The sequence below is a fragment of the Paenibacillus alginolyticus DSM 5050 = NBRC 15375 genome, assembly GCF_000422905.1.
Classification (GTDB): domain Bacteria; phylum Bacillota; class Bacilli; order Paenibacillales; family NBRC-103111; genus Paenibacillus_E; species Paenibacillus_E alginolyticus.
In genome coordinates, this window is record NZ_AUGY01000037.1 from 41485 (window position 1) to 66247 (window position 24763).

Sequence of the window (24763 nt, forward strand, 5' to 3'; positions counted from 1 at the left end):
GAATTTTAATGCTGAAGGGGATGTATGATGTGGGAAATATGATTAAGAAAACTAGATTATGGCTGCTGGTTTTTATTTTCTTTATCACTTTGTTTGCTTTCTTTATTCCGAAAGGACAACCCGTACAGGCAGCCGATAATGGATTAGCACAGAAACCATACATGGGCTGGAGCAGCTACAGTATGCAAGTGTATAACAGTGGAAATTGGATTACTGCCGCACAGATTATGGCGCAATCTGACGCTATGCATGCGATTCTGCAGCCCCATGGCTATAATTATATCAACGTAGATGCAGCTTGGAATGGGAGCATGGATGAATATGGACGCCCACAACCAAGCACCACTTTATATCCGAATGGTCTTAGTGAGGTCATTAATCATGTACATAACAATGGGCAAAAATTTGGTCTCTATTTTATACCGGGGATGTCGCCGCAAGCGTATGACGCCAACTTGCCAATCTTTGGTACCTCCTGCCATGCACAGGACATTGTGGTACTACCATTAACTACGTCGGATTATTGGAATATAGGTTATAAAATTGACTTTTCTAAGCCATGTGCGCAGAGCTACATCAACTCCATTGCCGATGAGATTGCCTCATGGGGAGTTGATTTTGTGAAATTCGATAGCGTGACACCGGGCTCCGGACATAACGACACGTCTATTGATGCTCGCGGTGATGTCAAAGCCTGGTCTCAGGCTCTCGCTCCGCACCACATTTGGTTCGAGCTATCTTGGGCACTGGATATTAACTACGTTGACACTTGGAAAAAGTATGCGAATGGATGGCGTGTCGACTGGGATATCGAATGTTATTGCGGAAAAGCAGGATTAACCAGTTGGGCGAATATCGCAAGACTATTTCCGCGAGCTGGAGAGTGGTGGCGCCACGCAGGTCCGGGCGGATGGAACAATTTCGATTCCTTGAATATCGGTAATGGTTCCATGGATGGCATTACACCGGATGAGCGGCAGACAGCGATGACTTTCTGGGCCATCTCATCGGCTCAGCTATATACAGGCAATGACTTAACTAATCTGGATGAATTCGGCATTAAGTTGTTAACGAACGATGAGGCTATCGCCGTCAATCAGGCCGGTAAGCCGGCACATCCCGTATCTCTCGCATCAGATCAGCAGGTCTGGTATGCGAACAACGGTGATGGAACCTATACCGTTGGACTGTTTAACCTGGGAAGCTCGAATGCGGCGGTCAACGTCAATTGGAGCGACATCGGTTTAAGCGGCGCTGCCTCTGTACGTGATTTGTGGAGTCATAGCGAACTAGGCGTATATAACTCCGGTTTCAGTTCAGGGGATTTGGCTCCTCATGCTTCTCGTTTGTTAAAGGTTACATCGCAAGGAGGCGTTTCCTCCATCAATGATGATGATACGGGAATTTCCTACACGGGCGATTGGCAGCGTAACAGCAACAGGGGACTGGGTGCTACTCAGAATCTTGCCATCACCGTAATCGACTCCTTGGCACAAAATAGTACGATCAGCCCGTCTACCGGGAACTTTGATAAGAATGTAGCCGCTCAGACCGATGTTACAACAACGATGACATTGAATGGAAACACACTAAGTGGTATTTCGAATGATGGAGTAGACTTGGTGTTAGGCACCGACTATACGGTTTCAGGCAACTCGGTCACGATCAAGAAAGGTTATCTTGCTGCTCAACCGGTCGGTACTACGCAGCTTACTTTCACTTTCAGTGCCGGAGCTAGACCGATTCTGGTCATTGCAGTAAGCGACACCTCGCCTAAGAACAGCACGATCCTTCCATCGACTCGAAATTTTGACAAGAAGATATCGCTGCAAGCGGATGTTACGACGACAATGCTACTAGACGGTAATCAGTTCAGCGCAATAACGAATGGCGGAACACCGCTTGTGTTAGGCACCGACTATACCGTATCAGGCAATACGTTAACGATCAAGAAGGAATACCTAGCTCTACAACCTCTGGGGACAACGAACTTGCTTATTTCCTTCAGTGCCGGAAATCCGCAAACGCTTGCCATTGTCGTAAGCAACACCGCTCAAGGCGGATCCATTGCTATCAATAACGATGACGCTGCGATTACGTATTCTACCGCTTGGCAGCGAAGTACGAATCGAGGGCTTGGCGATTATTTGAATGATGTGCAATTCACCGAGAGGAATAACGAATACTTTGAATATACATTTAACGGAACGGGCATTGAATTCATTACAGAAATGGATTCATCACAAGGCGATGTAGATGTATTCGTGGATGGTGTGTTTAAACAAACGATTAGCACGTATTATTCGAGCCGTTTAGTCCAACAACCTGTCTACGGAATTTCAGGGCTATCCAGCGGTCCTCATACGCTCAAGGTTGTGAAAAAATCAGGTTCTTACATGCTCCTTGATAAATTGCGAGTTCTCATTGCTGATCTGATTAATCCTGCTGCGGGAAGCTTTGATAAAAAGGCGACGGCACAGGCAGACGTAACGATTACTCTGATGCCAAGCAGCTATACTTTCAGCAGCATAGCTAACGGAGGAGCCACATTGGTTGCGGGTACCGACTACACATTATCGGGTAACGTTGTAACGTTCAAGAAGGAATACCTTGCGGCTCAACCCATTGGCTATACGGACCTGACTTTCTCCTTCAATGGGGGAGCAACCCAGACGCTTTCCATTTCAGTAAGCGATAGCTCATTGACCATTGTGCCGGTTTCTGTTAACGATACCGATCCGGACATTGTTTATACAGGCTCTTGGGGCTATAGCAGCAATCGGGGACTTGGAGATTATAACGATGATGTTCATTACTCCGAGGCCAACAACGATTACTTTGAGTATGCTTTCACGGGAACGGGCATCGAATTGATTACAGAGAAAGATAATTCGCAGGGCGATATCGATATTTATATTGATAACGTGTTCCAGCAAACGGTGGGTACATTTAATAGTGGCCGGTTAGTCCAACAAAGCGTATTTAGTACTTCGGCACTGGCTGGCGGTCCTCATACCATCAAAGCAGTGAAGAAATCAGGGTCTTATATGCTGTTGGATAAATTGAGCGTGACTCCATCAGCTGCGGGCAGCACAGTTACGGGAAGTGTGTATAGACAGGTGTCAGCACAATCCGTTCAAGCGGTACCTTCTATTACGTCGATCCCGTTAACTCCGTCGACAGCGTCGGTAATGGCGGTTCAAACGGCTCCCGTATCTCTCGGCGCGACGGCTAGCATCAATGATACGAATGCTGCCATTCATTATTCCGGTTCATGGGGATATAGCAACAATCGCGGACTCGGAGATTACCAGAACGATGTTCATTACACCGAGAATAACAATGATTATTTTGAATATGTCTTCAAGGGAACGGGCATTGAGTTAATCACGGAGAAGGATACTTCCCAGGGCGATATTGATATTTACGTTGATGATGTCTTCAAGGAAACCGTGAGTACTTATAATGCTAGTCGATTAGCACAGCAAACGGTGTATAGCCTTACAGGTTTGCCGAGCGGTTCTCATACGCTTAAAGTGGTGAAGAAATCGGGATCCTATATGCTGTTGGATAAATTAACGATACTTGTAGGCGATCTGTTGAGTCCGGATACAGGCAGTTTTGACAAAAAGATCGCTGCACAGGCGGATGTTAGTACAACCTTGTCACTTGGCGAGTATGTGCTTGAACGAATCGATAATGGCCGAACTACTCTAGTGCCAGGTACCGATTACACATTAATAGGCAATACATTGACGATCAAGAAGGCTTACCTTGCATCACAGCCGGTCGGAACTACAAATCTGACATTCGTCTTCAGCGGCGATTATCAGAATGATGTACATTTTACAGAAACGAACAATGACTATTTCACTTACACCTTTAAAGGAACAGGAATTGAAGTTATAACGGAAAAAGATGCTTCACAGGGTGAAATTGACGTTTACGTGGATAATGTATTCAAACAAACTGTTAACACGTATAATGTTGCGCGGTTAGTCCAACAAACGGTGTACAGTATTTCCGGCCTTTCCAATAGCTTGCACACGATCAAAGTCGTGAAAAAATCAGGCAGCTATATGCTGCTGGATAAATTAAGCTTTACGGTTGCGAAGGTACCGACAATGGCTGCTGTAACAACGACTGGGGTCTCTAAGGTCAAAAGAACAAGTGCAATCATTGCTGGGAATGTAACAGCTGATGGAGGAGCTCAGGTTACAGTGCGAGGAATTGTGTATTCAACAGCACCTACTCCTACAATAACCGGTTCTGGATCTACGAAAGTGGCTGTTGGCTCTGGATTAGGCGTATTTAGTGGAAAAATAACGAAATTGAAACCTAATACAACGTATTACGCCAGAACGTATGCAACCAACTCGGCTGGAACGAGCTATGGCGCAGAAGTTACCTTTAAAACAAGTAAGAACTCGGAGAATCAGGATGATCAGGGAGAAGATGAACAGAATGATCACGGGGATAATTTCTAAGCGTTACGCCATAGGTTTCTAAGGTATCGAGCCCTTCTAATTGTCAGGGAGGGCTCGATATTTTTATTTGATAACCCTCGATCATACATGATATATTGAGTGTAAAAAAGTGTGGGTGTCATATGGGTAATAAAATTAGTCGTGTTAATTTAACCGAAGAAATTTATCGCATTGTCAAAGAGGACATTTTAACTCATAAATTAAAATCCGGTGAAAAAATTAACATTGATCAACTTGCGCGCGCATTAGAAGTAAGCAACATTCCGATTCGTGAAGCCCTCTCGAGATTGCAATCAGAAGGGTATCTGAATGTCATTCCTTTTAAAGGAATGTTTGTTAACATGATGAGTGTCAAAGAGTTGGACGAATTATTCGAAATTAGACTGCAGCTAGAACCACTTGCTGTTGAAAAGGCTGCGCTTCTTATACCCGATGAAACACTCGAGCTGCTGCAGGAAACTATGAATTCCATTCAAACACAGCAATCGCCGAAATCGACTAACTGTTTGGGGTCAATTAAGGAAATGAACATGTCTTTACATGGTACCATTCTTGCCTATTGCGAGAATACCAATTTGCAGAATTTAGTTAGGGGATATATTGAACAGATTCAAAGATATTTAACATACATCCAATTAAATTTAGATATCAATACCACGAATGAGGAATGGTCGGAACATAATGCTGTCTTGCAGAAATTAAAGCAGCGAGATCCCAAAGGCGCATCCGAGGCCATGTCCAAGCATATTATGAATTCCCGCAAAAGGACGAATGCTCACTTTATGGAAGCAGGCAGTAACTAAACATCGTATTCTTCTATCGATAAACATTATACATGATATATGATGCAAAGGAGGCCTAAGATGACCCGAATCGAGGGTAAGGAATTGCAGATAACTGACGGTAAAAGAATCGTTTTTCTTGGGGACAGCATTACAGATGAAGGGACGTATATTACTTATCTGGCTGCTTATTTTGAGCAGCATATGCCTGACACTTCTCCAACATTCATCAACCTTGGCATAAGCAGTGAGACTGCCTCTGGATTAACCGAGGCCGACCATCCGTTTCCGCGTCCCTGTATTCACGATCGATTAGCAAGGGCCTTACAAGAAAGCAAACCGGATTGGGTTGTTGTGGGTTATGGAATGAATGATGGCATCTATGCTCCATATTCTACAGAACGGTTTCAAGCTTATCAAAATGGCATCCTTTCAGCTGTCCGGATGATCCATCAATATGGGGCAAAAGCAATCGTTATGACGCCTCCGCCCTTTGATCCCAAATCTATGAGCCATGATGCTCTTTTGCCCGATGGTCAGGAAAACTATAGCTATAAGGAGCCGTATGAACACTACAATGATGTCATCAGATCCTATGCAAATTGGCTGCTAACACTGGATTCAACTGCTGATGCAGTCGTGAATATCTTCGACCCACTTCTTCAGCATAGAGAACATGAACGCGAAATGAACCCTAGCTACCGTTCAGGTGACGGTATTCATCCTAATTCCGAGGGTCATTGGGTGATAGCTAAAACGCTTTTAAAGTGTTTATTTCAAATAGCAGTGGAACAGATGCCAGATTTCGTAGAACAGCCCGATAAATCGCAATTATTTCAATTGATTTTGCAGCGTCAGCAGTTATTAAGCTCATCTTGGAAAGAACATGTAGGTCATACCAATCCTAACAAAAAGGAAGCTTTGCCACTGGAAGCAGCCTTGAGAAAAGGCGAAGAGATCACGAAGCAAATTCGGATGATCGCCGAAGCATAGGGTGATCATTCTCCCAAATTTTTCTCATTTTGTTGAATGAATGAAAACTAAAAGCTCATACTATCAGTGATCATTTATTTAGTTCAAAAGGGGAGCGTACATCCAAATGGTAGCCAATGCAGTAATGAAAGCAGCAGTTCTAGAGTGTTACGCTGAACTGTTCAAATATACAGAGATTTCTCGTCCAATAGCCAAACAAGGCGAGGTTTTGGTCAGGATTAAAGCAAGCGGAGTCAATCCGCTCGATATCAAAATTCAAGCAGGCAAGGCGGACCATGCGAGAACAAAGCTGCCAGCCGTGCTTGGCATTGACCTTGCCGGCGTCGTTGAATCGGTAGGAGGATCAGGCGGTGTAGGACATATAGCTGTTCAGCTTGCACGAGCGCTTGGTGCATCCGTATTCGCAACGGGTTCCGCTTCCAATAAGCGGATTATAGAAGGCTTTGGTGCTACGGCTATAGATTATCGTACGATGACCGTTGAAGAGTACGTTGCTGCGCATACAGATGGGCTTGGCTTCGATGTCATTTATGATACGGCTGGCGGAGCCACCTTAGATGCTTCATTTGCCGCGGCAAAATATTATGAAGGCCACGTTATCAGTATTTTGGGGTGGGGAAAACATAGTCTCGCCCCTTTATCTTTCCGGGCAGCGACTTATTCAGGTGTGTTTACATTGCTGCCTCTGCTAACAGGGAAAGGAAGGGCACACCACGGCGAAATTCTTCGTGAAGCAACGAAGCTTATTGAAGCGGGTAAGTTGAAACCTAACCTCGATTCACGTCGATTCAACCTTCAAACCGTACAGGATGCCTATGAAGTCATTGAATCGGGCCAAGCACGAGGCAAAATAATTGTAGATATCACAGAATAGGCATTTTAATTCGTGTATTGACAACTTTGAAAATAGCACGACTTCCTGCAAACCTGTTTATTTTTCACCGCAAATCGGCTGAGGGCTAGGAAGAACGGGTTTGAAAGTAAAAAGTACCGTCAGGGTTCGAAACTTCCCTGATGGTACTTTTTTTGAACTCATATCATGAGCCCGATATGTTAGTCTTATTGAACCGCAGCTAAAACGAATTTGTCGTTCACTTTTTTCGTCGTATACGAAACACCGTCTTTGGTAGTGAACTTAACTTGATCCTTCGTATTCGATGCATCAAACGTAATATCTTCTTTTTTCGTTGCAAGCAGGTTTGAAGTGAAGAAAGATTTCTTGTTTGTTACGATCGCATTATCCGCTTTTTGATCGGTAAGGTAATGAGCAGTTAGTTTATCTACCATTGCTGTATCGAAGTAGCTGGAAAGAAATTTCACAGCTTTTTCTTTGCCGTCTGCAGCTTTAGGGTTAAGGATAAACGAACCATCAGCAGATTTGGCTTCCGCAAAGAGGAATTCCACTTTCTCTTGAGCGATTCTAGCAGCTATATAGCCTTTCATATTAACGGCATCTTGGCTTTCGGCAGTTGCTTGCGGAGTAGCCGCCGTGTTTGTTGTAGCTGCCGGGCTTGGCGATGATTTCGGTTGACTGGAAGTACAAGCTGCTCCTGTCAACATCACGGAAAGTAAAATGAGTCCTGCTGCTGTTTTTTTCAATGTCATTATCGTACACCTCTTCATTTCATCATCCGGATAAGTCTAATTTTGTAAAATTATCCGAAATATATAATATTTATTTGGTCAGCAATATAAAAATATATACGAAAATGTGAGAAATTGCAAATTTTCATGAAAGGTTAATATTTTACCCGAAAAAGTAAATTCATGAACTAGACGATAAACACCTTATTCATTATAGTGGGTTTAATCACGCAGCCTATAGAGGCGCTGCCTTTCAGCGCATTTCGATTATTTCAAGTAAATGGTTCGAGAAAAGAGTTCGAGAAACTCTACTTTGATCGTCGGCGTCGGCTTGCTGCTTTTGCAATCGCGGCCCTAGCGGAAGATGATGCAGCATTCATTCCTGTACTCGAGGACATCATCTGGGCCCTATGCGAGGAATGCACATGGTGCTTGCCTGCACACCTGCATGTTCAAGATCCCGAAGCGGAAGATGATGCGCCAAGGCAGGTTGATTTGTTTGCTTCCGAGACGGCCCATGCATTGAGTGAGATTTGTCATTTGTTCAAGGATCGACTCGATCCGCTCATTGTTAAACGCGCACGCCTCGAGGTTATGCGAAGAGTCCTGAATCCTTATATGCAGCTCAAAAGGGTGTTTGGATGGGAGACGGCAACGAACAACTGGTCAGCAGTATGCGCAGGAAGCATCGGAATGGCTGCTATTTATATGATTCAGGATTCAAGAATCCTGATGCCTGTCTTAAATCGCGTTTTTGAAGCGATGGCTTGCTTCCTTGAAGGGTTCACGGAGGAGGGGCGTGTCTCGAAGGTCTCGGTTACTGGTACTATGGTTTCGGTTATTACGTTTACTTTGCAGAGCTGCTGAAGCAGCGTACAGGCGGAAAGGTCGATCTGCTTCTGGATGAAAAAAAAGCCCAACACATCGCGGAATTCCCGCAATTCTGCTTTTTACAGGAGAATCATGTGGCGAATTTCTCCGATTGCGGGCGTACGAGCGGCATTCAGACTGGCTTGTTCAGCCGTCTATGCCAAAGACTTGAACAACTCCGCATCCCGTCGCTGACGTACCGTTCGAATTCCATTGATCACTGCGGCCGGTTCGCAACGGCAATGCGTGATCTGGTTTGGACGGACTATGCGCTGCTGGAAAAACGGGAAGGTCTGCCGCTTCGCTCAGAGTTCCTTCAAGAGGCTGAATGGATGGTGAGCCGGTGTCAGGTTGGCGGTAAACTCATTAGCTTTGCAGCTAAGGGCGGACATAATGGGGAGCCGCATAATCATAATGATATCGGACATTTTGTCTGGGTAGTGGATGGCGTCAGGTAGTTGGAGGATCTTGGTGCCGGTTTATATACAAGACAATATTTTGGCGACGAACGTTATTCGATTCTTTGCAACAGCTCAGCTGGACATAGCGTTCCCATCATCAATGGCTGCTTCCAAAGCGAGGGAGTTCAGTATCGATCGCAAGTAATGGAAGTGGGTATGGAGGATGGAAGAGATCATTTCCTGTTGGATCTGCGGCAAGCTTATGATGTACCGCATCTGCACAAATTGGAGCGATTGTTCGATTTGGACAAGCGGCAGGGCAAATTAACGATAACTGACAGATATGATTTCACAGAATCTCCTACTTCGATTACGGAGCGTTTCATTTCCCTTCATCCGCCAGAGGTTGGTCAGGAGGGGGGAATTATTTTAAGCACGAGTGATGGCCAGACAGTAGGTTATATCTGTGACGCTAGAGCCTGTATGAAAGATAGCTCCTAAACAGTTGGAGCAGGTTAGGAAATAAGGGAAGCCTTTACGTCTGTTTTTCGCAGGTGAATAGGATAGAAAGTTGTACGCTGTACAACAATTTCTAGGATTACTTCTCGAAAAGTTGTCATTGTTGTATGTTGTGCAACAATTCGGCTTATTTCATACTTTGGAGCTGCTTTTGGGAGAAAATGCTGTATTTTCTACAACAATCGCAAGGATATTGTGAATTAGCATGCTTATTGTTGTATAGATACAGTAGCGTTGCATTAAAGTTAACACGTATCGGGTCGATCAAAGTAATCTGAATTGTGTTAAAAATGTTAAATTATTGTCATCCATAGCAATAAAAAATCTACATAATTAGGGTAACAGGTAGTCCCTGTCCAAATCCCTAATTTAGGAGATTAGCGCATGGACAAGAATACACTATTTTCATCATTTGGTAAATGGGTTGCACCACTTAATTCACAAATTATCCATAACTGGAAATGTACGAGCAAGCTCGACAGCTACGTGAAAAAGCTTGATCATTTCTGCTGATCTTCATTGAAGCTCAATTGAAGCAGCGCAAAGGGCTGCGGGAAATTATGAGAGAAGTTCAGAACAATGTGGATTTTCTTCAAGCGCTTGGTATCACGTCAATCAGTGCTTCCCGGAAAAAACAACAGGCTTGATCCTGAAGTTCTACAAGCCATCCTATGTGATCTCAAGACTCTGTTGCATCGGCTTCGTTCTCCCATGTCCGCTCGCCTTGGTATCGTGAAAATTATCGATTCAACTACGATGAGCTTATGCCTAAACAAGTACAAATGGGCCATCTTCCGCAAATCAAAAGCAGGAGTCAAACTTCATCTTCGCGTGACCTTTGCTGATCCAGATCAGGTCTACCCTGACAAAGCAGTTGTCACACCAGCGAAGCCAGCCGACCATACACAGATGGATGTTTTCATTGATGAGACAGATGCTACGTATCTGATGGATCGGGGGTATCTCGATTACGGAAAGTATGACAACTACTGCAAGCTTGGAATCCGCTTCGTTTCCCGACTTAAAAACAACGCCCTTATCGAGGAAGTCGAAGAACTTCCCGTCGCCGCAAGGTCCAACATTCTCCGAGACGTGAAAGTGATCTTGGCTAAAGGCAAGAAGCGAATGACGCATGTGCTACGTATGATCGAAACGACCGATGAAAAAGGCAAGCTGGTTCGGATCATTACAAATCGATTTGACCTAACGCCGATGAAATCGGTCATCTGTACCGGAGTCGCTGGCAGATCGAGACGTTCTTTCGCTGGGTCAAGCAGCACTTGAAATTGACTCGATTTTACGGCACTAGCGAGCAGGCGGTTATCAATCAAATCTGGATTTGTCTCATTGCATACTGTTTGGATTTGTTGATCAAGTTGGACCTGGAGACGAACAAAACCTTGTCGGAGCTTGTGGATATACTGAAAACATTGTTATGGAAACCTTGGGATAACTTTATCGCCGCCGTAACACGAAGTCCCAGTCGAACCTCAAAAGGTAGACAGAAAAAGGCCTAAAGGTAACATAATCTTGGTAACGAATTGAAATACGCCCATTGAAATGGATATAAATACCAAATGAACAGCAGCTGCCTGATCGAGAGACCTCCGTCATTTTTTAGCTCTCAAACCAAAATAATACTTTTCAGAAAATTTAAATAATTGTAGAACCGTTATATGTTGAATGATTATCTGCAAAAGTCATTAGCTCGTTGCAATCGGAATAAACAAAAATTAGCAGTTATGTTTTTGGATTTAAACCGTTTCAAATTTATAAATGACACAAAAGGTCACGATGCCGGAGATGCCTTGTTAATACAAGTAACAATTAGATTAGCGGGAGTTATACGTGAAGGAGATATTGTTGGGCGCTTAGGAGGAGATGAGTTTATCTATGTACTTGAGGATGTTGATCAATCATACGTTAAAGATGTTGCTGAACGAATCCTCGTTTCGTTTTCTCATCCATTTGTTCTAGATAAAGATGAATTTTTCACTATACCAAGTATTGCAATAAGCATGTTCCCTAGTGATGGAGAAAATAGAGAAGACATGATTAAAAATGCTGACGTAGCCATGTATTTAGCAAAGAAACGTGGAAAAAATAATTATCAATTCTTTGTCCATGAACCTGAAGACGTTCTGGAAAGAAAAATAAAAATAGAGCATGGATTAAGAAGGGCAATTGAAAAGAATGAGTTTAATCTCCTGTATCAACCCCAATATGAGCTAAAAACGGGTAAAATAAAAGGTCTTGAAGCATTAATCAGATGGAATCATCCTGAGTTGGGTTTTGTTCCTCCATCAGAATTTATTCCTGTCTCAGAAGATACAGGTTTGATTGTACCTATTGGAAAATGGGTCATTGAAACAGCATGCCAAAAGAATAAAAAATCGCAAGAAAAGGGCATTTTTGTGAAGGTTGCTGTCAATGTTTTACCTCTTCAACTTGAATGTACGGAATTTGAAAAAATGATGAAACAAATTCTCGATGAAACACAACTATCTCCCGAATTTTTTGAAATAGAAATCACAGAAAGCATTATGCAGAAATTTAATGAATCTTCCATTATCATAAATGATTTTAAAAAAATCGGGGTCATAATTTCTCTAGATGATTTCGGTACAGGATACTCATCTCTAAATGTTTTGAATCGTCTACCTATTGATTATTTAAAAATTGACAAATCATTTGTGGATGAAATCCTTTCGAATTCCAATACAGCATTCTTGGTAAAAACGATAATTGAAATTGGGGTGAATTTATAATTTGGTTTAATTGCTGAAGGGATAGAAAGTGAGGATCAAGCTGAATTCCTAAAAAAAATATGCCATTTTGGACAAGGATATCATTACAGTCCACCAATACCAGTAGAGAAAGTGGAAGAATTAATGAAAAAACAGCATAAATCAACAGTTTTTTCCTGCGTTTCTTTAGCCTTAGGTCAGGATATCATCAATTGAATGACGGCAGGAAGCATAGATCTGATTAGGATGTTTTATACGATTAATAAAATGAAATGAGACATTACTTGACAGTTTCAAAGTGGTATATTATAGTCGGACAAGCTAATAAGAAAAGGCATTGTAAGCAACAACTTTGTCATGACCATTCTTACATAGAGAGGAGAAATACTGTTGGATTCACTTTGGTTGGAGTATGCATGGGCATTACTGATTCTTATTGGATTGGAAGGTTTGCTATCGGCGGATAATGCCCTTGTTCTGGCGGTTATCGCGAAGCATTTACCTGAGGACCAGAAGAAGAAAGCCATCAATTATGGGATCATTATGGCTTTTGTTTTTCGCTTCGCCGCTCTGTTTGCGATATCGTTTATTGCGAACGTCTGGCAAATACAAGCGATCGGAGCAGCTTATCTTCTATACCTTGGGTTAAAGCACATAATCAAAGCGCGTTTCGGCAAGGAAAACGAGAACATCCGCGAGGACATAAAAAAAGATGCTGCAGGAAAAGGCTTCTGGCCAACCGTAGGGAAAATTGCTCTTGCGGATCTCGCCTTTGCGATTGATTCCATTCTTGCTGCAGTAGCTCTAGCACTTGGTCTCCCAGACTCACCGCTTCGTGATTTCGGCGGTATGGACGGAGGAAAATTCATTGTTGTCGTGCTTGGTGGAATCGCTGGGCTCGTCCTAATCAAATTCGCGGCTACTTGGTTTGTAAAGCTGCTTGCTCAGCGGCCAGCACTGGAGACTACGGCTTACGTGATCGTGGCATGGGTCGGTGTGAAGCTCGCTGTGATCACCCTGGCCCATCAAGATATTGGTGTGTTAGATCATCATTTCCCGCATAGCACAGGCTGGACCCTTATCTTCTATGGTGTGTTGGTTGCGATCGCCCTTCTCGGTTGGTTTGCGCCTGCGAAAAAACGTTCACAGGCTGATCAGCTCTAGGTTCAACATCCAGACTGCCTTTCATTGCTGACAAATGGCCATCACCTAAAGGATGGCCATTTTCCATTTTGAATCTAAAACTTTTTAGCGGATGGAATTCCCTAAATATGGTATTATGGTTTCGGTGATATCCTTAAAATGCTTACGAACCCAGAGGCATTGAAACATTTGTATGAGGAATTCCTATCCAAAGGTGTGGAAATCGTCAATGGACCTCATTGGTCCGAAGGATGGAGTGAAATGACCATCCGTGATAATAATGGTTACTGCTCGCTTTCGTTGCATAAAGACAGTCTGGACTTCAACTTACTGAGAATGTTTGTTCAATAAACGACCAAATGGAGGCTGCCAGCATGATTGGCAGCCTCCATTACGTTAACTGGCAGAATTGTTTACCTCAGCGGAGACTTACTTTGACTGCTCTGAGTTATATTTCTCGCAGTCATGCCATAGTTAGAACATGATCACAGATCGCTTCAACATCCCTTTGATCGTGTGTCACGAATAGACAGGTCATCTCTGCTTTCCTTAGGATATTACGCAGCTCATTACGAATTGATTCCTTCAGGCCGGTATCCAGGTTACTGAACGGCTCGTCCATTAGGAGAAGCATTGGTTTAGGAGCCAATGCTCTAGCCAAGGCAACCCGCTGCTGCTGTCCACCGCTCAACTCATGGGGATACCGCTTCTCCAAGCCCTTTAATTGAACAAGTTCTACCATCTCCTGAAGACGTTTGAACCGCTCGCTGGAAGAGAGGCGATGTAGCCCAAAATCAATGTTTTTGTTAACGTTGAGATGAGGAAACAGCGCATAATCCTGAAACACCATGCCGACTCCCCGCGTCTCGGGAGGGACGAATGTCGACGCATCCACAACTGTTTTCCCTGATATGGCGATGGAACCTTCCATAGGCGACTCTAAGCCAGCGATCAAGCGCAACAGCGTACTTTTGCCTCGTCCACTCGGACCCAATATCCCCACAATCTCGCCTTTGTTCATGGAGAAGGATAAATTATCAATAATTTTTGATTGAGCTGAATAATAAGTGAAGGATACATTCTCAATGTTCAGAATAGTCATCAATCCATCTTCTTTCCTAGTTGATGAAAGATTAATACCGAGATTATGCTTAAGGCGATGATGAATAAAGAAGGTACTGAAGCCTCCAAAATTTGCTCATCACCGGCATATTGATATACTTTTGTTGCCAACGTTTCAAAATTAAATGGTCTTAATAACAACGTAATAGGCAGCTCCTTAATAATTTCGACAAAAGTGAGAATGAAGCCACTGATAATGGAACCTCGGATCAAAGGCAGATCGACCTTAAAAAAAGTTTTGGTTAATCCGATCCCCAGTATCCGTGAAGCCTCCACATATTTCAAGCCCACCTTTTCAAAACCTGATTCCACCGCATTATACCCCGTTGCCATGAAACGGACTACGTATCCGAATATCCCCATTCCTATAGATAAACTGATGACCAGCGGGTTCTTTCCTAATCCCATCAGTTCGTATACGGGAGCAAGCACATGATCGAGATCTATACATACACCGAGTACGCCAATGGCAATGATAGCCCCGGGAATGGAATATCCCGCCGTTACCCCTTTTGAAAGCAGATACGACAACCCGGGCTGTCGAAATCGCGCCACATTGGCGACGATCAGAGAAAGAACCATTATGATAAACGTTGCCGTAAGGGCTACACTTAGCGTATTAAAGGTCAACTCTAAGAATTTCGACGTTAATACGTCCTTATAGGTCCACGTTGCCCAAACGATGAGTTGACTGAGAGGAATGAGAAAAGAGAACGCCAGCACTAGGGTACACAGCAGCCAAACGGATGCAGCGTAGAATCCCTTTAGGCGCTTGGGTGAGAGAGGCCTAGACTTGCTTGTGACGGAGCTGAATTGGCGGTTGCGACGAAGTATTCGCTCGGTAATGAGCACGCCGGCGGCACCAACCATTAACCAGGCCGCTAGTCGCATGGCTGATTGTACGTCGTACATCCCGAACCATGTCTGGAATATAGCGGTAGATATCGTATGAATTCCAAAATAGCTCGTGACCCCGTAATCGTTCAGCACTTCGAATACGACCAACGTAGATCCGCCGATAATTGCCGGTCTGGCTATGGGTAAGACGACCCGAACGAAGATCGAGAACGCATTTTTCCCCAGCAACCTAGCATTTTCAATGTAGGATGCGCTCTGTCTTTCTAAAAACGACCGTGTAATTAAATATACATAAGGATAAAGGAACATTGTAAAAATAAACACCGCACCACGCATGGTCATCATATCGAACAGACCTTGATCCAATGTGAGTTCGAATTTCGTGCGCAGCGTCTTCTGAACGATTCCAGTGTAACTCATCATATTCGTGTACGTGTAAGCGGCAATGTACGGTGGGATGGCCAGAGGCAAAACTAATGCCCATCGAAAGAATCGTTTCATTGGAAAATCGTAAGCCGACACAAACCAAGCCAATGACACGCCGATGATGACGGTCCACACACCAGTGAAAAAGACCAGCTCAAGAGAATGGACAACATAGTCTTTAAGCAGAAACTGCTTGATCTGCTGCCAATTGGCGTTCGGCCGATAGAACAAAGACACGAATACATAGAAAATGGGCAGCATCAAAACTGCTGCCCCAATTATGCTAATGATCATCCAACTGTTCGCGTGTTTTCGAAGATCACGCATCGCAGTTTGTAGCTTCATTCTTATTTCCAACCCACTTTGTTGTAAATTTCAAGTGCTTTAGGATTGTTCATTCCGAGCTTCGCAAAATCGATTTGCTGAGCCTTGAAGTCACCCCATGTAGTCAACAATTCAGCTTTTTGAGCAGTCGAGTTGACCGGATACTCGTAGTTTTCTTTAGACACTTGAGTTTGCGCTTCTTTACCGGACAAGTACTCAATCAATTTTACGGCATTTTCTTTATTTTTGCTATCTTTGATTAATCCGGCGCCGCTCACATTAAGGTGGGTTCCTGTGGTAGCTTGGTTCGGGAAGAATACGCCGATGCTATTACCTACTTTAACTTCCTCTGGATCTTTCGAGTTAAGCAGCAATCCAACATAATAGGTGTTCATGATAGCGACATCGCCTTCACCGGCCACAATAGCCTTTGCTTGATCCCGGTCACCGCCTTTAGGAGCGCGCGACATGTTGTTTACAATGCCTTTAGCCCATTCTTCCGATTTTTGCTCGCCATTTAATTCTATCAGAGAAGCAAACAACGATTGGTTATATAGTACGGTCGAGGAGTTCACCAAAAGCTTGCCTTTCCATTTGTCGGAGGCTAAGTCTTCATAAGTGGACAATTGCTCTGGTTTAACGCGATCTTTGGAGTAAACAATCACACGAGCCCGAGCCGAAAGCCCGATCCATTGATTATCGGTATCCCGGAATTGTTGTGGAACATTTTGTTCGACAACTGAGGATTTAACCGATTGAAGAATCCCGCTTTGCTTTGCCCTATTCAAGATCCCGCCGTCTACGGTAACGAAGAGGTCGGCTTCTGTGCTTTGTCCTTCGCGTTTAATCCGTTCGATTAATTCTTCGGCTTTCCCTTTGACCACATTGACTTTGATTCCCGTTTGTTGAGTGAATTGATTATACAACAATTCATCCACGGCATAAGTCCGAGCTGTATAAACATTAACGACTAGAGTCTTCGAATTGTCTGTTTGTGCCGGTGCCTTCTCTGCCGTAGCTGCTCCTTTAGTCACTTGTCCTGATCGACCGGCTGCGCACCCGCTTAGTAAGACAAATACTACCACTGTACTGGCCATTCTTGAAAATAACTTGCGATGTTGCATGAACAATCCGCTCCCTTTTTATATATGTAATTGAAAATGATTATCATTCTAAGTTGTAACTTAACATGTACGTTATGCTACTGTCAACCGAAAACATAAAGTTTTTCGGCGCAAACACGCTTTGACTTTTTGGTGATGATGGCGGAGGGGCACGCGTATTCCCATCTCGCACAGTATGAAAAGCCTCCTTGGTTAAAATTCCAAGAAGGCTTTTTATAGTTAGATTACCAGAAGGTAGATGGAGTTTTAATAAGCTTCAAAAATAAAAACACTTCAAATCAAAGTGAGGTTATTTATTGGAGATTTCCTGCAAGAATGTAAAAAGCCAATTATACAGTGTGTAGGTAACGACTGATTCGATTTCTGCCAGTCTGTTTTGCCATGTACAACCCTTCGTCTGCTTGATGAATAAGCTGTCCAACAGAAATCATGTTCTTTTGGTTAAGCGTAGAGTAACCGATGGAAACGGTGACTTGTAATTCTACATCCTTATTTATCTTAAATACACTCTGTTCTACAGACTGCCGTATCCTTTCTGCACTCTTTTTGGCAGAGGTGGAATCACAAGCGGGCATAATGATACTAAATTCTTCTCCTCCATTGCGGGACACGATATCCTCAGAACGGCATGATTGTATGAGAATACGCCCAATTTCTTTAAGGACTTCATCACCAGCAGGATGACCGTATGTATCATTAACCTGCTTAAAGTAGTCAATGTCAATGAAGATTAGGGATAATTCATCTTGACGCTCTATTGCCGTTACGTAAGCAGAATTTATTACCACATCGAATGTTCGAGCATTATTCAAACCGGTTAGAAAGTCTCTTTGGGCAAACTCCGTTAGTTTTTCATAATTATCATCGATACGCCAAAGATAAGATTTAAGTTGATAAGTTCCATATGTAGCACAAACAATTGCAAAGGCATATTGGACAAATATAATGGACGCTTTTGTAAAATCAGGGATAATGGCCTGAATTATACTACCAATAATTATAATGAATGATAAAGCCATTAAAATCCATTTTTTCTTTACTTTCATGCTAGAAGAAGTAATCAAGGTAAACGCTGTTGCAGATAGAGTAAGAACAACTACGTTAATCAGAGAGGAATATGAGATTGGATAGAATGTTAACCTACAAATAATAATGATGATGGTAGCTACAAGTATGGATACCCATCCACCAACATAAGCCGCTATCATCATAGGAATCGTTCTGAGGTCAATAAGAAGACCATCATTTAGTTGAATCCCAAACTTCATTAAAAGCACACCGAATAGACCATGTAACACTCCGCCACAGATTCTCTTTCGAATAGATGATTCCGATGACATCTTAGTATTAAAATGATGAATAAGGAAAATACCTGTACATAAAATGCAAAAATTTATAAAAAAGTCTTTTAAAACCATCAATTTCTACGAATCCTTTCCATTTTTGCAGTTAATTTTGGGAAGTAGCTAATTCCTCATGAATCCATTTTTTGGTTTTACGACTCCTGCGATGCCTTCATAAGAGATAAAGATAACATTGTCGCTGAAGTTGGTGACATTAGTAAGTACAGTCATCCCTTTTTATTCGATAAATAACTTACCACCTCGATTCTTGAATTTGATTTCTATCGAGGATACAGGCATAGGCCGACTGAAATAATATCCTTGTCCTTCGTTACAATTTTCTTGTTCTAAATAAGCTAGCTGTAATTCGTTTTCTATTCCTTCCGCCACGACTTTCATATTTAATGTCTGCGCCAGAGATATAATGGCTGATGTAATGCGTTTACCATTCATATCCAGATTAATATCATCAATAAAGCATCGATCGATTTTCACCTTGTCAAATGGATAATTGCGGAGATAACTTAAAGACGTAAACCCGGTACCAAAATCATCTATAGATATCGATATTCCTGACTCCTTTAATTTCAGAAGCGTTTCCTTAATAGAATCGATGTCGTCGAGCAGCACACTTTCCGTCACTTCAAGCTCCAACCACTGCGGAGCTAAATCCGCCTTTTGGAGCGTTTGAATCACAGACTCCACAAAATTATCTTGTAGCAACTGTTTTGTTGAAATATTCACCGCCACTCTGAATGGGGTGATACCTTCATCATGCCATATTTTGATTTGCTTGCATGCGGTCTCCATTACCCACATACCAATTGCGATAATCTGTCCGCTTTCTTCTGCAATGGGAATGAAATCCACGGGAGAAACCAGCCCTAGCTGAGGATGGTGCCATCGAATCAATGCTTCCATAGAATTAATTTCTAGGGTTTTTATATCTATAATAGGTTGGTAGTACAACTCAAGCTCTCCATTTGCGATCGCTAACTTCAAATTCCGCTCGATCTCAAGTTTGTAGGCGGCTTTAACATCCATCTCTTCCGAATAGACCGAATAGCCATTCTTCTTAAACTTCTTGGTATGATACATCGCCGATTCAGCTTTACGCATCAGTTCAATACTACTGTCATTGAGCCCCGTGCTGATTGCAATTCCGATGCTAGCCGATATCGAAACCGAATTTCCCTCAATATCAAAAGGCTCCAATAGAAGGTAGATAATCCGCTGCGCATGCCAGAGAGCTTCTTCAAGTGAGGTTTCAGGGAAAAGAAATGTAAATTCATCGCTAGCAAACGGGCTTACTGTATCGGTTTTTCGTAGATTTTGTTTGAATCGTTCCGAGATTAGCTTCAATAACATATCGCCAAGCTGATGACCTAATGAATCATTGATGAATTTGAAACGGTCTAAATCTAAAAACATAACGGCAAAGTTATGGTCACCTTCACTGGAAAGATTGATCAACTGTTCCATCCGATCTATAAAAAGCTTTCGGTTTGGCAAGTTCGTCAGGGTATCGTAAAAAGCGAGCTGCTGCATTTGCTGTTCATAAAGAATTTTATGTGTGATGTCTCTTGATATCCCGTAAGTGCCGATAATTTGGTTGTTTACCGTCATTGGAAAATGAGAAGCGTTTAAATGAACAATGGCGCCATCTTTTTTACGGATACGAAGATCAACACTCACAGTGCTACCTTTTTTTGCTTTTTCAAAATGCTGGACTGCAGGGGGCAAATCCTCAGAAACGATTAGCGGCATAAACGGCATATCCAGTAATTCCTCTGCTGTATATCCGGTGATTAGCTCACTGGCCGGATTGGCACTAAGGAACTTACCTGTCTCATCAAAAGAATAAATGGCATCAGGACTATTTTCAAAAATCGATTTGTATTTTTGATTGCTCTCTTCCAAGTGTTGCTGAGCAACCACTTGTTCCGTGATATCAATCACACTACCCATTAATAATAATTTTCCATAAATGTGCGCGGCGGAAGCGTGAACTTCGCAATATAGGCTTCCGCCGTCATTACGTATCATCCTGATTCGATACCTGGTTTCTGTTTCTAGGCAAGCGCTTCTCGTCTCAATATTTTTTTGAATAATAGGTAAATCCTTCGATTGGAAAATCTTATGAAAGGGGACTTTCCCGCTGGTCAATTGTTCTGTTTCGTATCCCAGTAGATTGGCAAAAAAGGAATTCACGTATAAAAAGGTTTCATTCTCCAAGATATACATCCCGACTGGCGCATTTTCGATTAAAGCTTTAAACATGGTCTGATGGAAGGAGGGATCGGTTTCATAGTCTTGGTTTTTGCCTGTGAACTCGCTGATCAGGTGGCTCAATAAATTAGCATCAAAACTCTTCTCTTCCGGTATCAGTTTCATATTGTTCCTCTCTTGGTGGGTATGTTGGAATGGTTAACGGATGGTATGATCAAACCGGTCCCATGAATAATGGCGCACTGCTCGTTGATCATCGCATTATTATAAAATGTTTTATGCAGGTTTGTAACCGAAAAAAACTTGCGGACCCACGCAATGACCCTCATACACACAAAAAGGTAGGTATATAGACACATGGATTTTCAACATAACGGGAAATATATTTGAAGCGTAACCCCGCCAAAAAAATGCGCGGTCACGCTATTTTTTTTCGGTTACTTTCTGGAGATGATGATATATAATATGTGACACAAGGGGATAAAGACCTATATTAACAATCATTTTTTAGGATATTTGTCCTAAAAAAACAAACGCCCCATTCATATTCTTAACGATAATGGCAAACCCGTCGAAAAACGGGGACGCAAAACCACGGACCTAAGGCAGAAAATGCTATGGTAGCCGAGTCACCGAATTAGGAACGGATCTGTATAAACGAATCCAGTCCTGTATTTGGACAGGATTTTTGTTATGTCAAAAGGAGGAAACAAAATGAAAACACTAGTTAAAAACAGCTTGGTATCAGAGGATACCATTGAAGGCAGTATTCGAACCATTCTTGCAGAAATTGGCGAAAATCCAAATAGGGAAGGGCTTTTGGATACTCCGAGACGTGTAGCCAAGATGTACAGAGAGGTCTTTGCAGGCGTGGGTGTAAATCCCGAAACTGCCTTGACAACAACATTTGAAGAAGAATACGACGGAATCATCACGGTTAAGGATATCACCTATCACACTTTTTGCGAGCATCACCTGATTCCTTTTTACGGAAAAGCGCATATTGGATATATTCCTGATGGACGCATCGTAGGGCTCAGCAAATTTGCCAGATTGGTAGAGATTGTTTCGCAGCGTCCTCAAGTACAAGAGAGAATGACCAGCCAAATCGCCGGAAGCATTGTGAATGTGTTGTCACCCAAAGGAGTCATTGTAACCGTAGAGGGAACTCATTTGTGCATGTGTGCAAGAGGGGTGAAGAAACCGGGAACCTCGACAGTCACTACAGTGAAAAAGGGGATATTCGCCGAAAATACGGCTCTAAGCGAGGAATTCGATCGTTCCTTGTCCAGAAATTAAGGAGGCTTGAGTATGTTGTATTTGTCAAGAACCGTCGAATTTTCTGCTGCTCATTCTTATAGTGTTCCTGCATGGAGTGAAGAGGAAAACCTCCGTGTATTCGCGCTCTGCAGCAATTCGAGCGGACACGGGCATGATTACAAGCTTGAAGTCATGGTTAAGGGACTTCTGAACGAGAGATCGGGTATTGTGGTGAACACCACGGAAATCAAGCAAATCGTAAAAGAGTTTGTGGAAAAGGAACTCGATGGTACTTTTTTGAACCGTGAACATCCTTACTTCCAGGATCACATACCCACAACGGAGAACTTGGCGGATTATATCTGGCATTCACTCGAGAATCGGTTTCAAGGTTGCGAACTGCAAAGAATCCGATTGCATGAAAACCACTATTTATTTTCACAAAAGGAGTCGGGCTCATTGACACAGCTTACCCGAAAATACCATTTTTGCTCAGCGCATCGTTTGCATAGCCATCATTTATCGCCCGAGGAGAATTTGAAGCTATTTGGCAAGTGCAATAACCCGCACGGACACGGACATAATTATTTCCTTGATGTCACGATCGAAGGCGAACCGGATCCTGTAACAGGCATGATCATCAACTTGGCCGATCTGGATGAAATCGTGGAAAGAGAAGTGCTTGTTAAATTTGACCATAAGCATTTGAACCTGGATACGGAAGAATTTAAGGAATTAAATCCTACCTCTGAAGTGGTGGCTATGGTTATTTATCAAATGCTGCAATCCCATCTGCCCAAGCTGCATAAAATCGGACTGTGGGAAACGGAAAAAAATTATTTTGAGTATTGTGGACCGAGTGAACTGCGATGAACAATTTCGAACAGCTGCAAGGTAAAACCATTGTCATTACAGGGGCTACTAAAGGGATAGGACGAGAAACAGCAAAGCTGCTGAGTCAATTGGGAGCGAACCTTGTTCTTGGCGCAAGGAGTGAGAGCGATTTGCATTCATTTGCTTCTGAACTTGGAACGAAAACTATGGCACTTGAGGTTGATGTGTCGGAAGAAGAATCGGTTCGCCGATTCGCGCAGGAAGCCATTGCCCGATTCGGTAAAATTGACGCACTTATTAACAGTGCGGGTACTGGAATATTTGATTCTTTGCTTGAGTTGTCATTAAGGGATTTCGACCGGATGATCGCTGTAAATTTAAGGGGCACTTTTCTATGCTGTAAATACTTTGGCCGGCAGATGGCCCAAAACGGCCAAGGGAAGATGCTTAATATGGTATCCATCGCCGGCACCACTGCGCTTCCCGGTTGCGGCGGATATTCCGCTTCGAAATTCGGAGTTTTGGGATTGACCCGAGTATTGCAGGCAGAATTACGAGATAGAGGAGTACAGGTAACAGCGGTACTGCCCGGAGCGGTGGCTACACCTTTTTGGGACAAGCTGGATCCCAAGCCGGATCTGTCGCAAATGATCCCCGCTGCATCATTAGCCAAACACTTGGTCTATCTCCTTTGTCAACCTGAAGGAGCAGTCGTGGATGAAATCACGATAATGCCTCCCCTCGGGATCTTATAAGGGGGATACGGTTTGTGAAATCCGTAATCAACAAACTTTTCGGATCCCCTGGCGGAGGATCCGCTCAGGCACAGCCAAACCTGCCTTCACCCGTAACCACTCAGAATATACATGATCATCAAATGCGTTCCTTGATTGGATGGATTGCCAACCGATTGGGTCAAAAACTGCAAATGGATACAAATCAGACAGGTTATCTGATTTATCTCTCCTTATCACAGGATTCCTACACTCAGGATCAATCCGATGATAATCAGTATTTACTATATCTTGCTTCCTGTTTGGTTGGCTGGATCCTACAAGAAGAAGATGTGTATTTCAAGATTAAAGAAATGAGTCTTCAAGAAAAGAAGCATAAATGTTTATTAGAGATCTATGAAGAATTGAAACACGACGTTAATCATTATCTCCCAAGGGAGGAGAAGATTCAGAGAAATGCTTCTCATACCGAGGAAGATGAAATTTGGCAAGTTTACCGAGATGTTATATATGCAGCAACCCAGCGTAAATTCCTGCTTATCCGGAAAAATGAAGTTGATCATTATAAGGAAGGCCCTGTCCTGTGTTCAGCCTATATTGCAGAACGGCCGGATATTCCAAAAGCCAGGGATTTGGCTAAACAAAGCCTTAATGAATTAGGCGGTATCTCACCGGCTGATATTATGAGCCACCTTCTTGTCATTTCCGAAGCTATCACAAATATTCTCAAACATGCGAGTCAAGGGAATATGAAAATTGTTGCGACAGACTCAAAGATTCATGTTGTTGTTGAAGATAATGGGCCGGGATTTTCGCTAAAACTTCTACCAAACACAACGCTGATGGCAGGATATTCCACAAAAAAATCACTTGGGCAAGGTTTCACACTCATGATGAAAATGACCGAGTGTGTTCTTCTCTCTACTGTACCCGGTGAAGGGTCGACGTTAATACTCGTTTTTAATAGAAAGGCAGGGGGATAA

The 24763-nt window shown here is 42.9% G+C and carries 23 protein-coding genes and 1 riboswitch; of the genes, 17 read left to right on the plus strand and 6 right to left on the minus strand.

The window, feature by feature from the left end; all coding sequences use genetic code 11:
- Window positions 1-38 precede the first annotated feature (38 nt).
- The 4 genes from G519_RS51615 (at window position 39) to G519_RS0117275 (ending at window position 7136) form a co-directional block, all read left to right on the plus strand.
- On the plus strand, window positions 39-4487 hold the full coding sequence (locus G519_RS51615) for a X2-like carbohydrate binding domain-containing protein (RefSeq protein ID WP_244280147.1): 4449 nt from the start codon (window positions 39-41) through the stop codon (window positions 4485-4487).
- A gap of 122 nt (window positions 4488-4609) precedes the next feature.
- Window positions 4610-5290 carry a GntR family transcriptional regulator gene (locus tag G519_RS0117265; RefSeq protein ID WP_029195785.1) on the plus strand — a complete coding sequence of 227 codons (681 nt, stop codon included), beginning with the start codon at window positions 4610-4612 and terminating at the stop codon, window positions 5288-5290.
- Between the two features lie 60 nt (window positions 5291-5350).
- Window positions 5351-6262, plus strand: a complete 912-nt coding sequence (locus tag G519_RS43360; RefSeq protein WP_051253458.1) for an SGNH/GDSL hydrolase family protein — start codon at window positions 5351-5353, stop codon at window positions 6260-6262.
- Between the two features lie 106 nt (window positions 6263-6368).
- Window positions 6369-7136 carry a zinc-binding dehydrogenase gene (locus G519_RS0117275; RefSeq protein ID WP_029195786.1) on the plus strand — a complete coding sequence of 256 codons (768 nt, stop codon included), beginning with the start codon at window positions 6369-6371 and terminating at the stop codon, window positions 7134-7136.
- Between the two features lie 185 nt (window positions 7137-7321).
- Here the strand turns inward: G519_RS0117275 and G519_RS0117280 are convergent, their stop codons facing one another.
- Window positions 7322-7867: a hypothetical protein gene (locus G519_RS0117280; RefSeq protein WP_029195787.1), complete on the minus strand. Its 546-nt coding sequence runs from the start codon at window positions 7865-7867 to the stop codon at window positions 7322-7324.
- 195 nt (window positions 7868-8062) lie between these two features.
- Here G519_RS0117280 and G519_RS47580 point away from each other — a divergent pair, with 195 nt between their 5' ends.
- From G519_RS47580 to G519_RS0117315, 9 genes are all read left to right on the plus strand, one after another.
- The gene (locus G519_RS47580) at window positions 8063-8713 is read left to right on the plus strand and encodes a hypothetical protein (protein WP_029195788.1); all 651 of its coding nucleotides are present in this window, start codon (window positions 8063-8065) and stop codon (window positions 8711-8713) included.
- A 98-nt stretch (window positions 8714-8811) separates the two neighbouring features.
- Complete coding sequence (locus G519_RS47585) at window positions 8812-9174, plus strand: hypothetical protein (protein WP_029195789.1); 363 nt, start codon at window positions 8812-8814, stop codon at window positions 9172-9174.
- Window positions 9175-9618, plus strand: coding sequence for a hypothetical protein (locus tag G519_RS47590; RefSeq protein WP_029195790.1), 444 nt, complete (start codon window positions 9175-9177; stop codon window positions 9616-9618).
- 402 nt (window positions 9619-10020) lie between these two features.
- Window positions 10021-10149: a hypothetical protein gene (locus tag G519_RS52995; RefSeq protein WP_268618430.1), complete on the plus strand. Its 129-nt coding sequence runs from the start codon at window positions 10021-10023 to the stop codon at window positions 10147-10149.
- 66 nt (window positions 10150-10215) lie between these two features.
- Entirely contained in the window at window positions 10216-10920 is a 705-nt protein-coding gene (locus tag G519_RS53000; protein ID WP_279626870.1) for a transposase, read from the plus strand.
- Window positions 10884-11153: a transposase gene (locus tag G519_RS53005; protein WP_279626871.1), complete on the plus strand. Its 270-nt coding sequence runs from the start codon at window positions 10884-10886 to the stop codon at window positions 11151-11153. Before G519_RS53000 ends, G519_RS53005 begins: the two co-directional genes overlap by 37 nt.
- 159 nt (window positions 11154-11312) lie before the next feature.
- Window positions 11313-12404, plus strand: a complete 1092-nt coding sequence (locus tag G519_RS43380) for a putative bifunctional diguanylate cyclase/phosphodiesterase (protein WP_051253461.1) — start codon at window positions 11313-11315, stop codon at window positions 12402-12404.
- A gap of 369 nt (window positions 12405-12773) precedes the next feature.
- Window positions 12774-13547: a TerC family protein gene (locus tag G519_RS0117310; protein ID WP_029195791.1), complete on the plus strand. Its 774-nt coding sequence runs from the start codon at window positions 12774-12776 to the stop codon at window positions 13545-13547.
- A gap of 138 nt (window positions 13548-13685) precedes the next feature.
- Window positions 13686-13877, plus strand: a complete 192-nt coding sequence (locus tag G519_RS0117315; protein ID WP_029195792.1) for a hypothetical protein — start codon at window positions 13686-13688, stop codon at window positions 13875-13877.
- A gap of 112 nt (window positions 13878-13989) precedes the next feature.
- On the opposite strand, the gene G519_RS0117320 is transcribed toward G519_RS0117315, so the two are convergent.
- The 5 genes from G519_RS0117320 to G519_RS0117345 all read right to left on the minus strand — a co-directional run bounded on the left by G519_RS0117320 (window position 13990) and on the right by G519_RS0117345 (window position 21003).
- Complete coding sequence (locus G519_RS0117320; RefSeq protein WP_029195793.1) at window positions 13990-14628, minus strand: ABC transporter ATP-binding protein; 639 nt, start codon at window positions 14626-14628, stop codon at window positions 13990-13992.
- Entirely contained in the window at window positions 14628-16277 is a 1650-nt protein-coding gene (locus G519_RS0117325) for an ABC transporter permease (RefSeq protein WP_036633232.1), read from the minus strand. Before G519_RS0117325 ends, G519_RS0117320 begins: the two co-directional genes overlap by 1 nt.
- A 2-nt stretch (window positions 16278-16279) precedes the next feature.
- Complete coding sequence (locus G519_RS0117330) at window positions 16280-17380, minus strand: Fe(3+) ABC transporter substrate-binding protein (RefSeq protein ID WP_029195795.1); 1101 nt, start codon at window positions 17378-17380, stop codon at window positions 16280-16282.
- Between the two features lie 329 nt (window positions 17381-17709).
- A complete protein-coding gene (locus G519_RS0117340) occupies window positions 17710-18798 on the minus strand; it encodes a diguanylate cyclase (RefSeq protein ID WP_036633235.1) in 1089 nt (362 codons plus the stop codon).
- A 162-nt stretch (window positions 18799-18960) separates the two neighbouring features.
- A complete protein-coding gene (locus G519_RS0117345; protein ID WP_051253465.1) occupies window positions 18961-21003 on the minus strand; it encodes a sensor domain-containing protein in 2043 nt (680 codons plus the stop codon).
- A gap of 500 nt (window positions 21004-21503) precedes the next feature.
- Window positions 21504-21589, plus strand: a riboswitch (cyclic di-GMP riboswitch).
- A gap of 77 nt (window positions 21590-21666) precedes the next feature.
- Here G519_RS0117345 and folE point away from each other — a divergent pair.
- The 4 genes from folE to G519_RS0117370 are packed head-to-tail and all read left to right on the plus strand — an operon-like array spanning window position 21667 to window position 24763.
- Window positions 21667-22251 carry a GTP cyclohydrolase I FolE gene (folE, locus tag G519_RS0117355; protein ID WP_029195798.1) on the plus strand — a complete coding sequence of 195 codons (585 nt, stop codon included), beginning with the start codon at window positions 21667-21669 and terminating at the stop codon, window positions 22249-22251.
- Between the two features lie 12 nt (window positions 22252-22263).
- Window positions 22264-23085: a 6-carboxytetrahydropterin synthase gene (locus G519_RS0117360; protein ID WP_029195799.1), complete on the plus strand. Its 822-nt coding sequence runs from the start codon at window positions 22264-22266 to the stop codon at window positions 23083-23085.
- Window positions 23082-23801 carry an SDR family oxidoreductase gene (locus G519_RS0117365; RefSeq protein ID WP_029195800.1) on the plus strand — a complete coding sequence of 240 codons (720 nt, stop codon included), beginning with the start codon at window positions 23082-23084 and terminating at the stop codon, window positions 23799-23801. Before G519_RS0117360 ends, G519_RS0117365 begins: the two co-directional genes overlap by 4 nt.
- 14 nt (window positions 23802-23815) lie before the next feature.
- Entirely contained in the window at window positions 23816-24763 is a 948-nt protein-coding gene (locus G519_RS0117370; RefSeq protein WP_029195801.1) for an ATP-binding protein, read from the plus strand.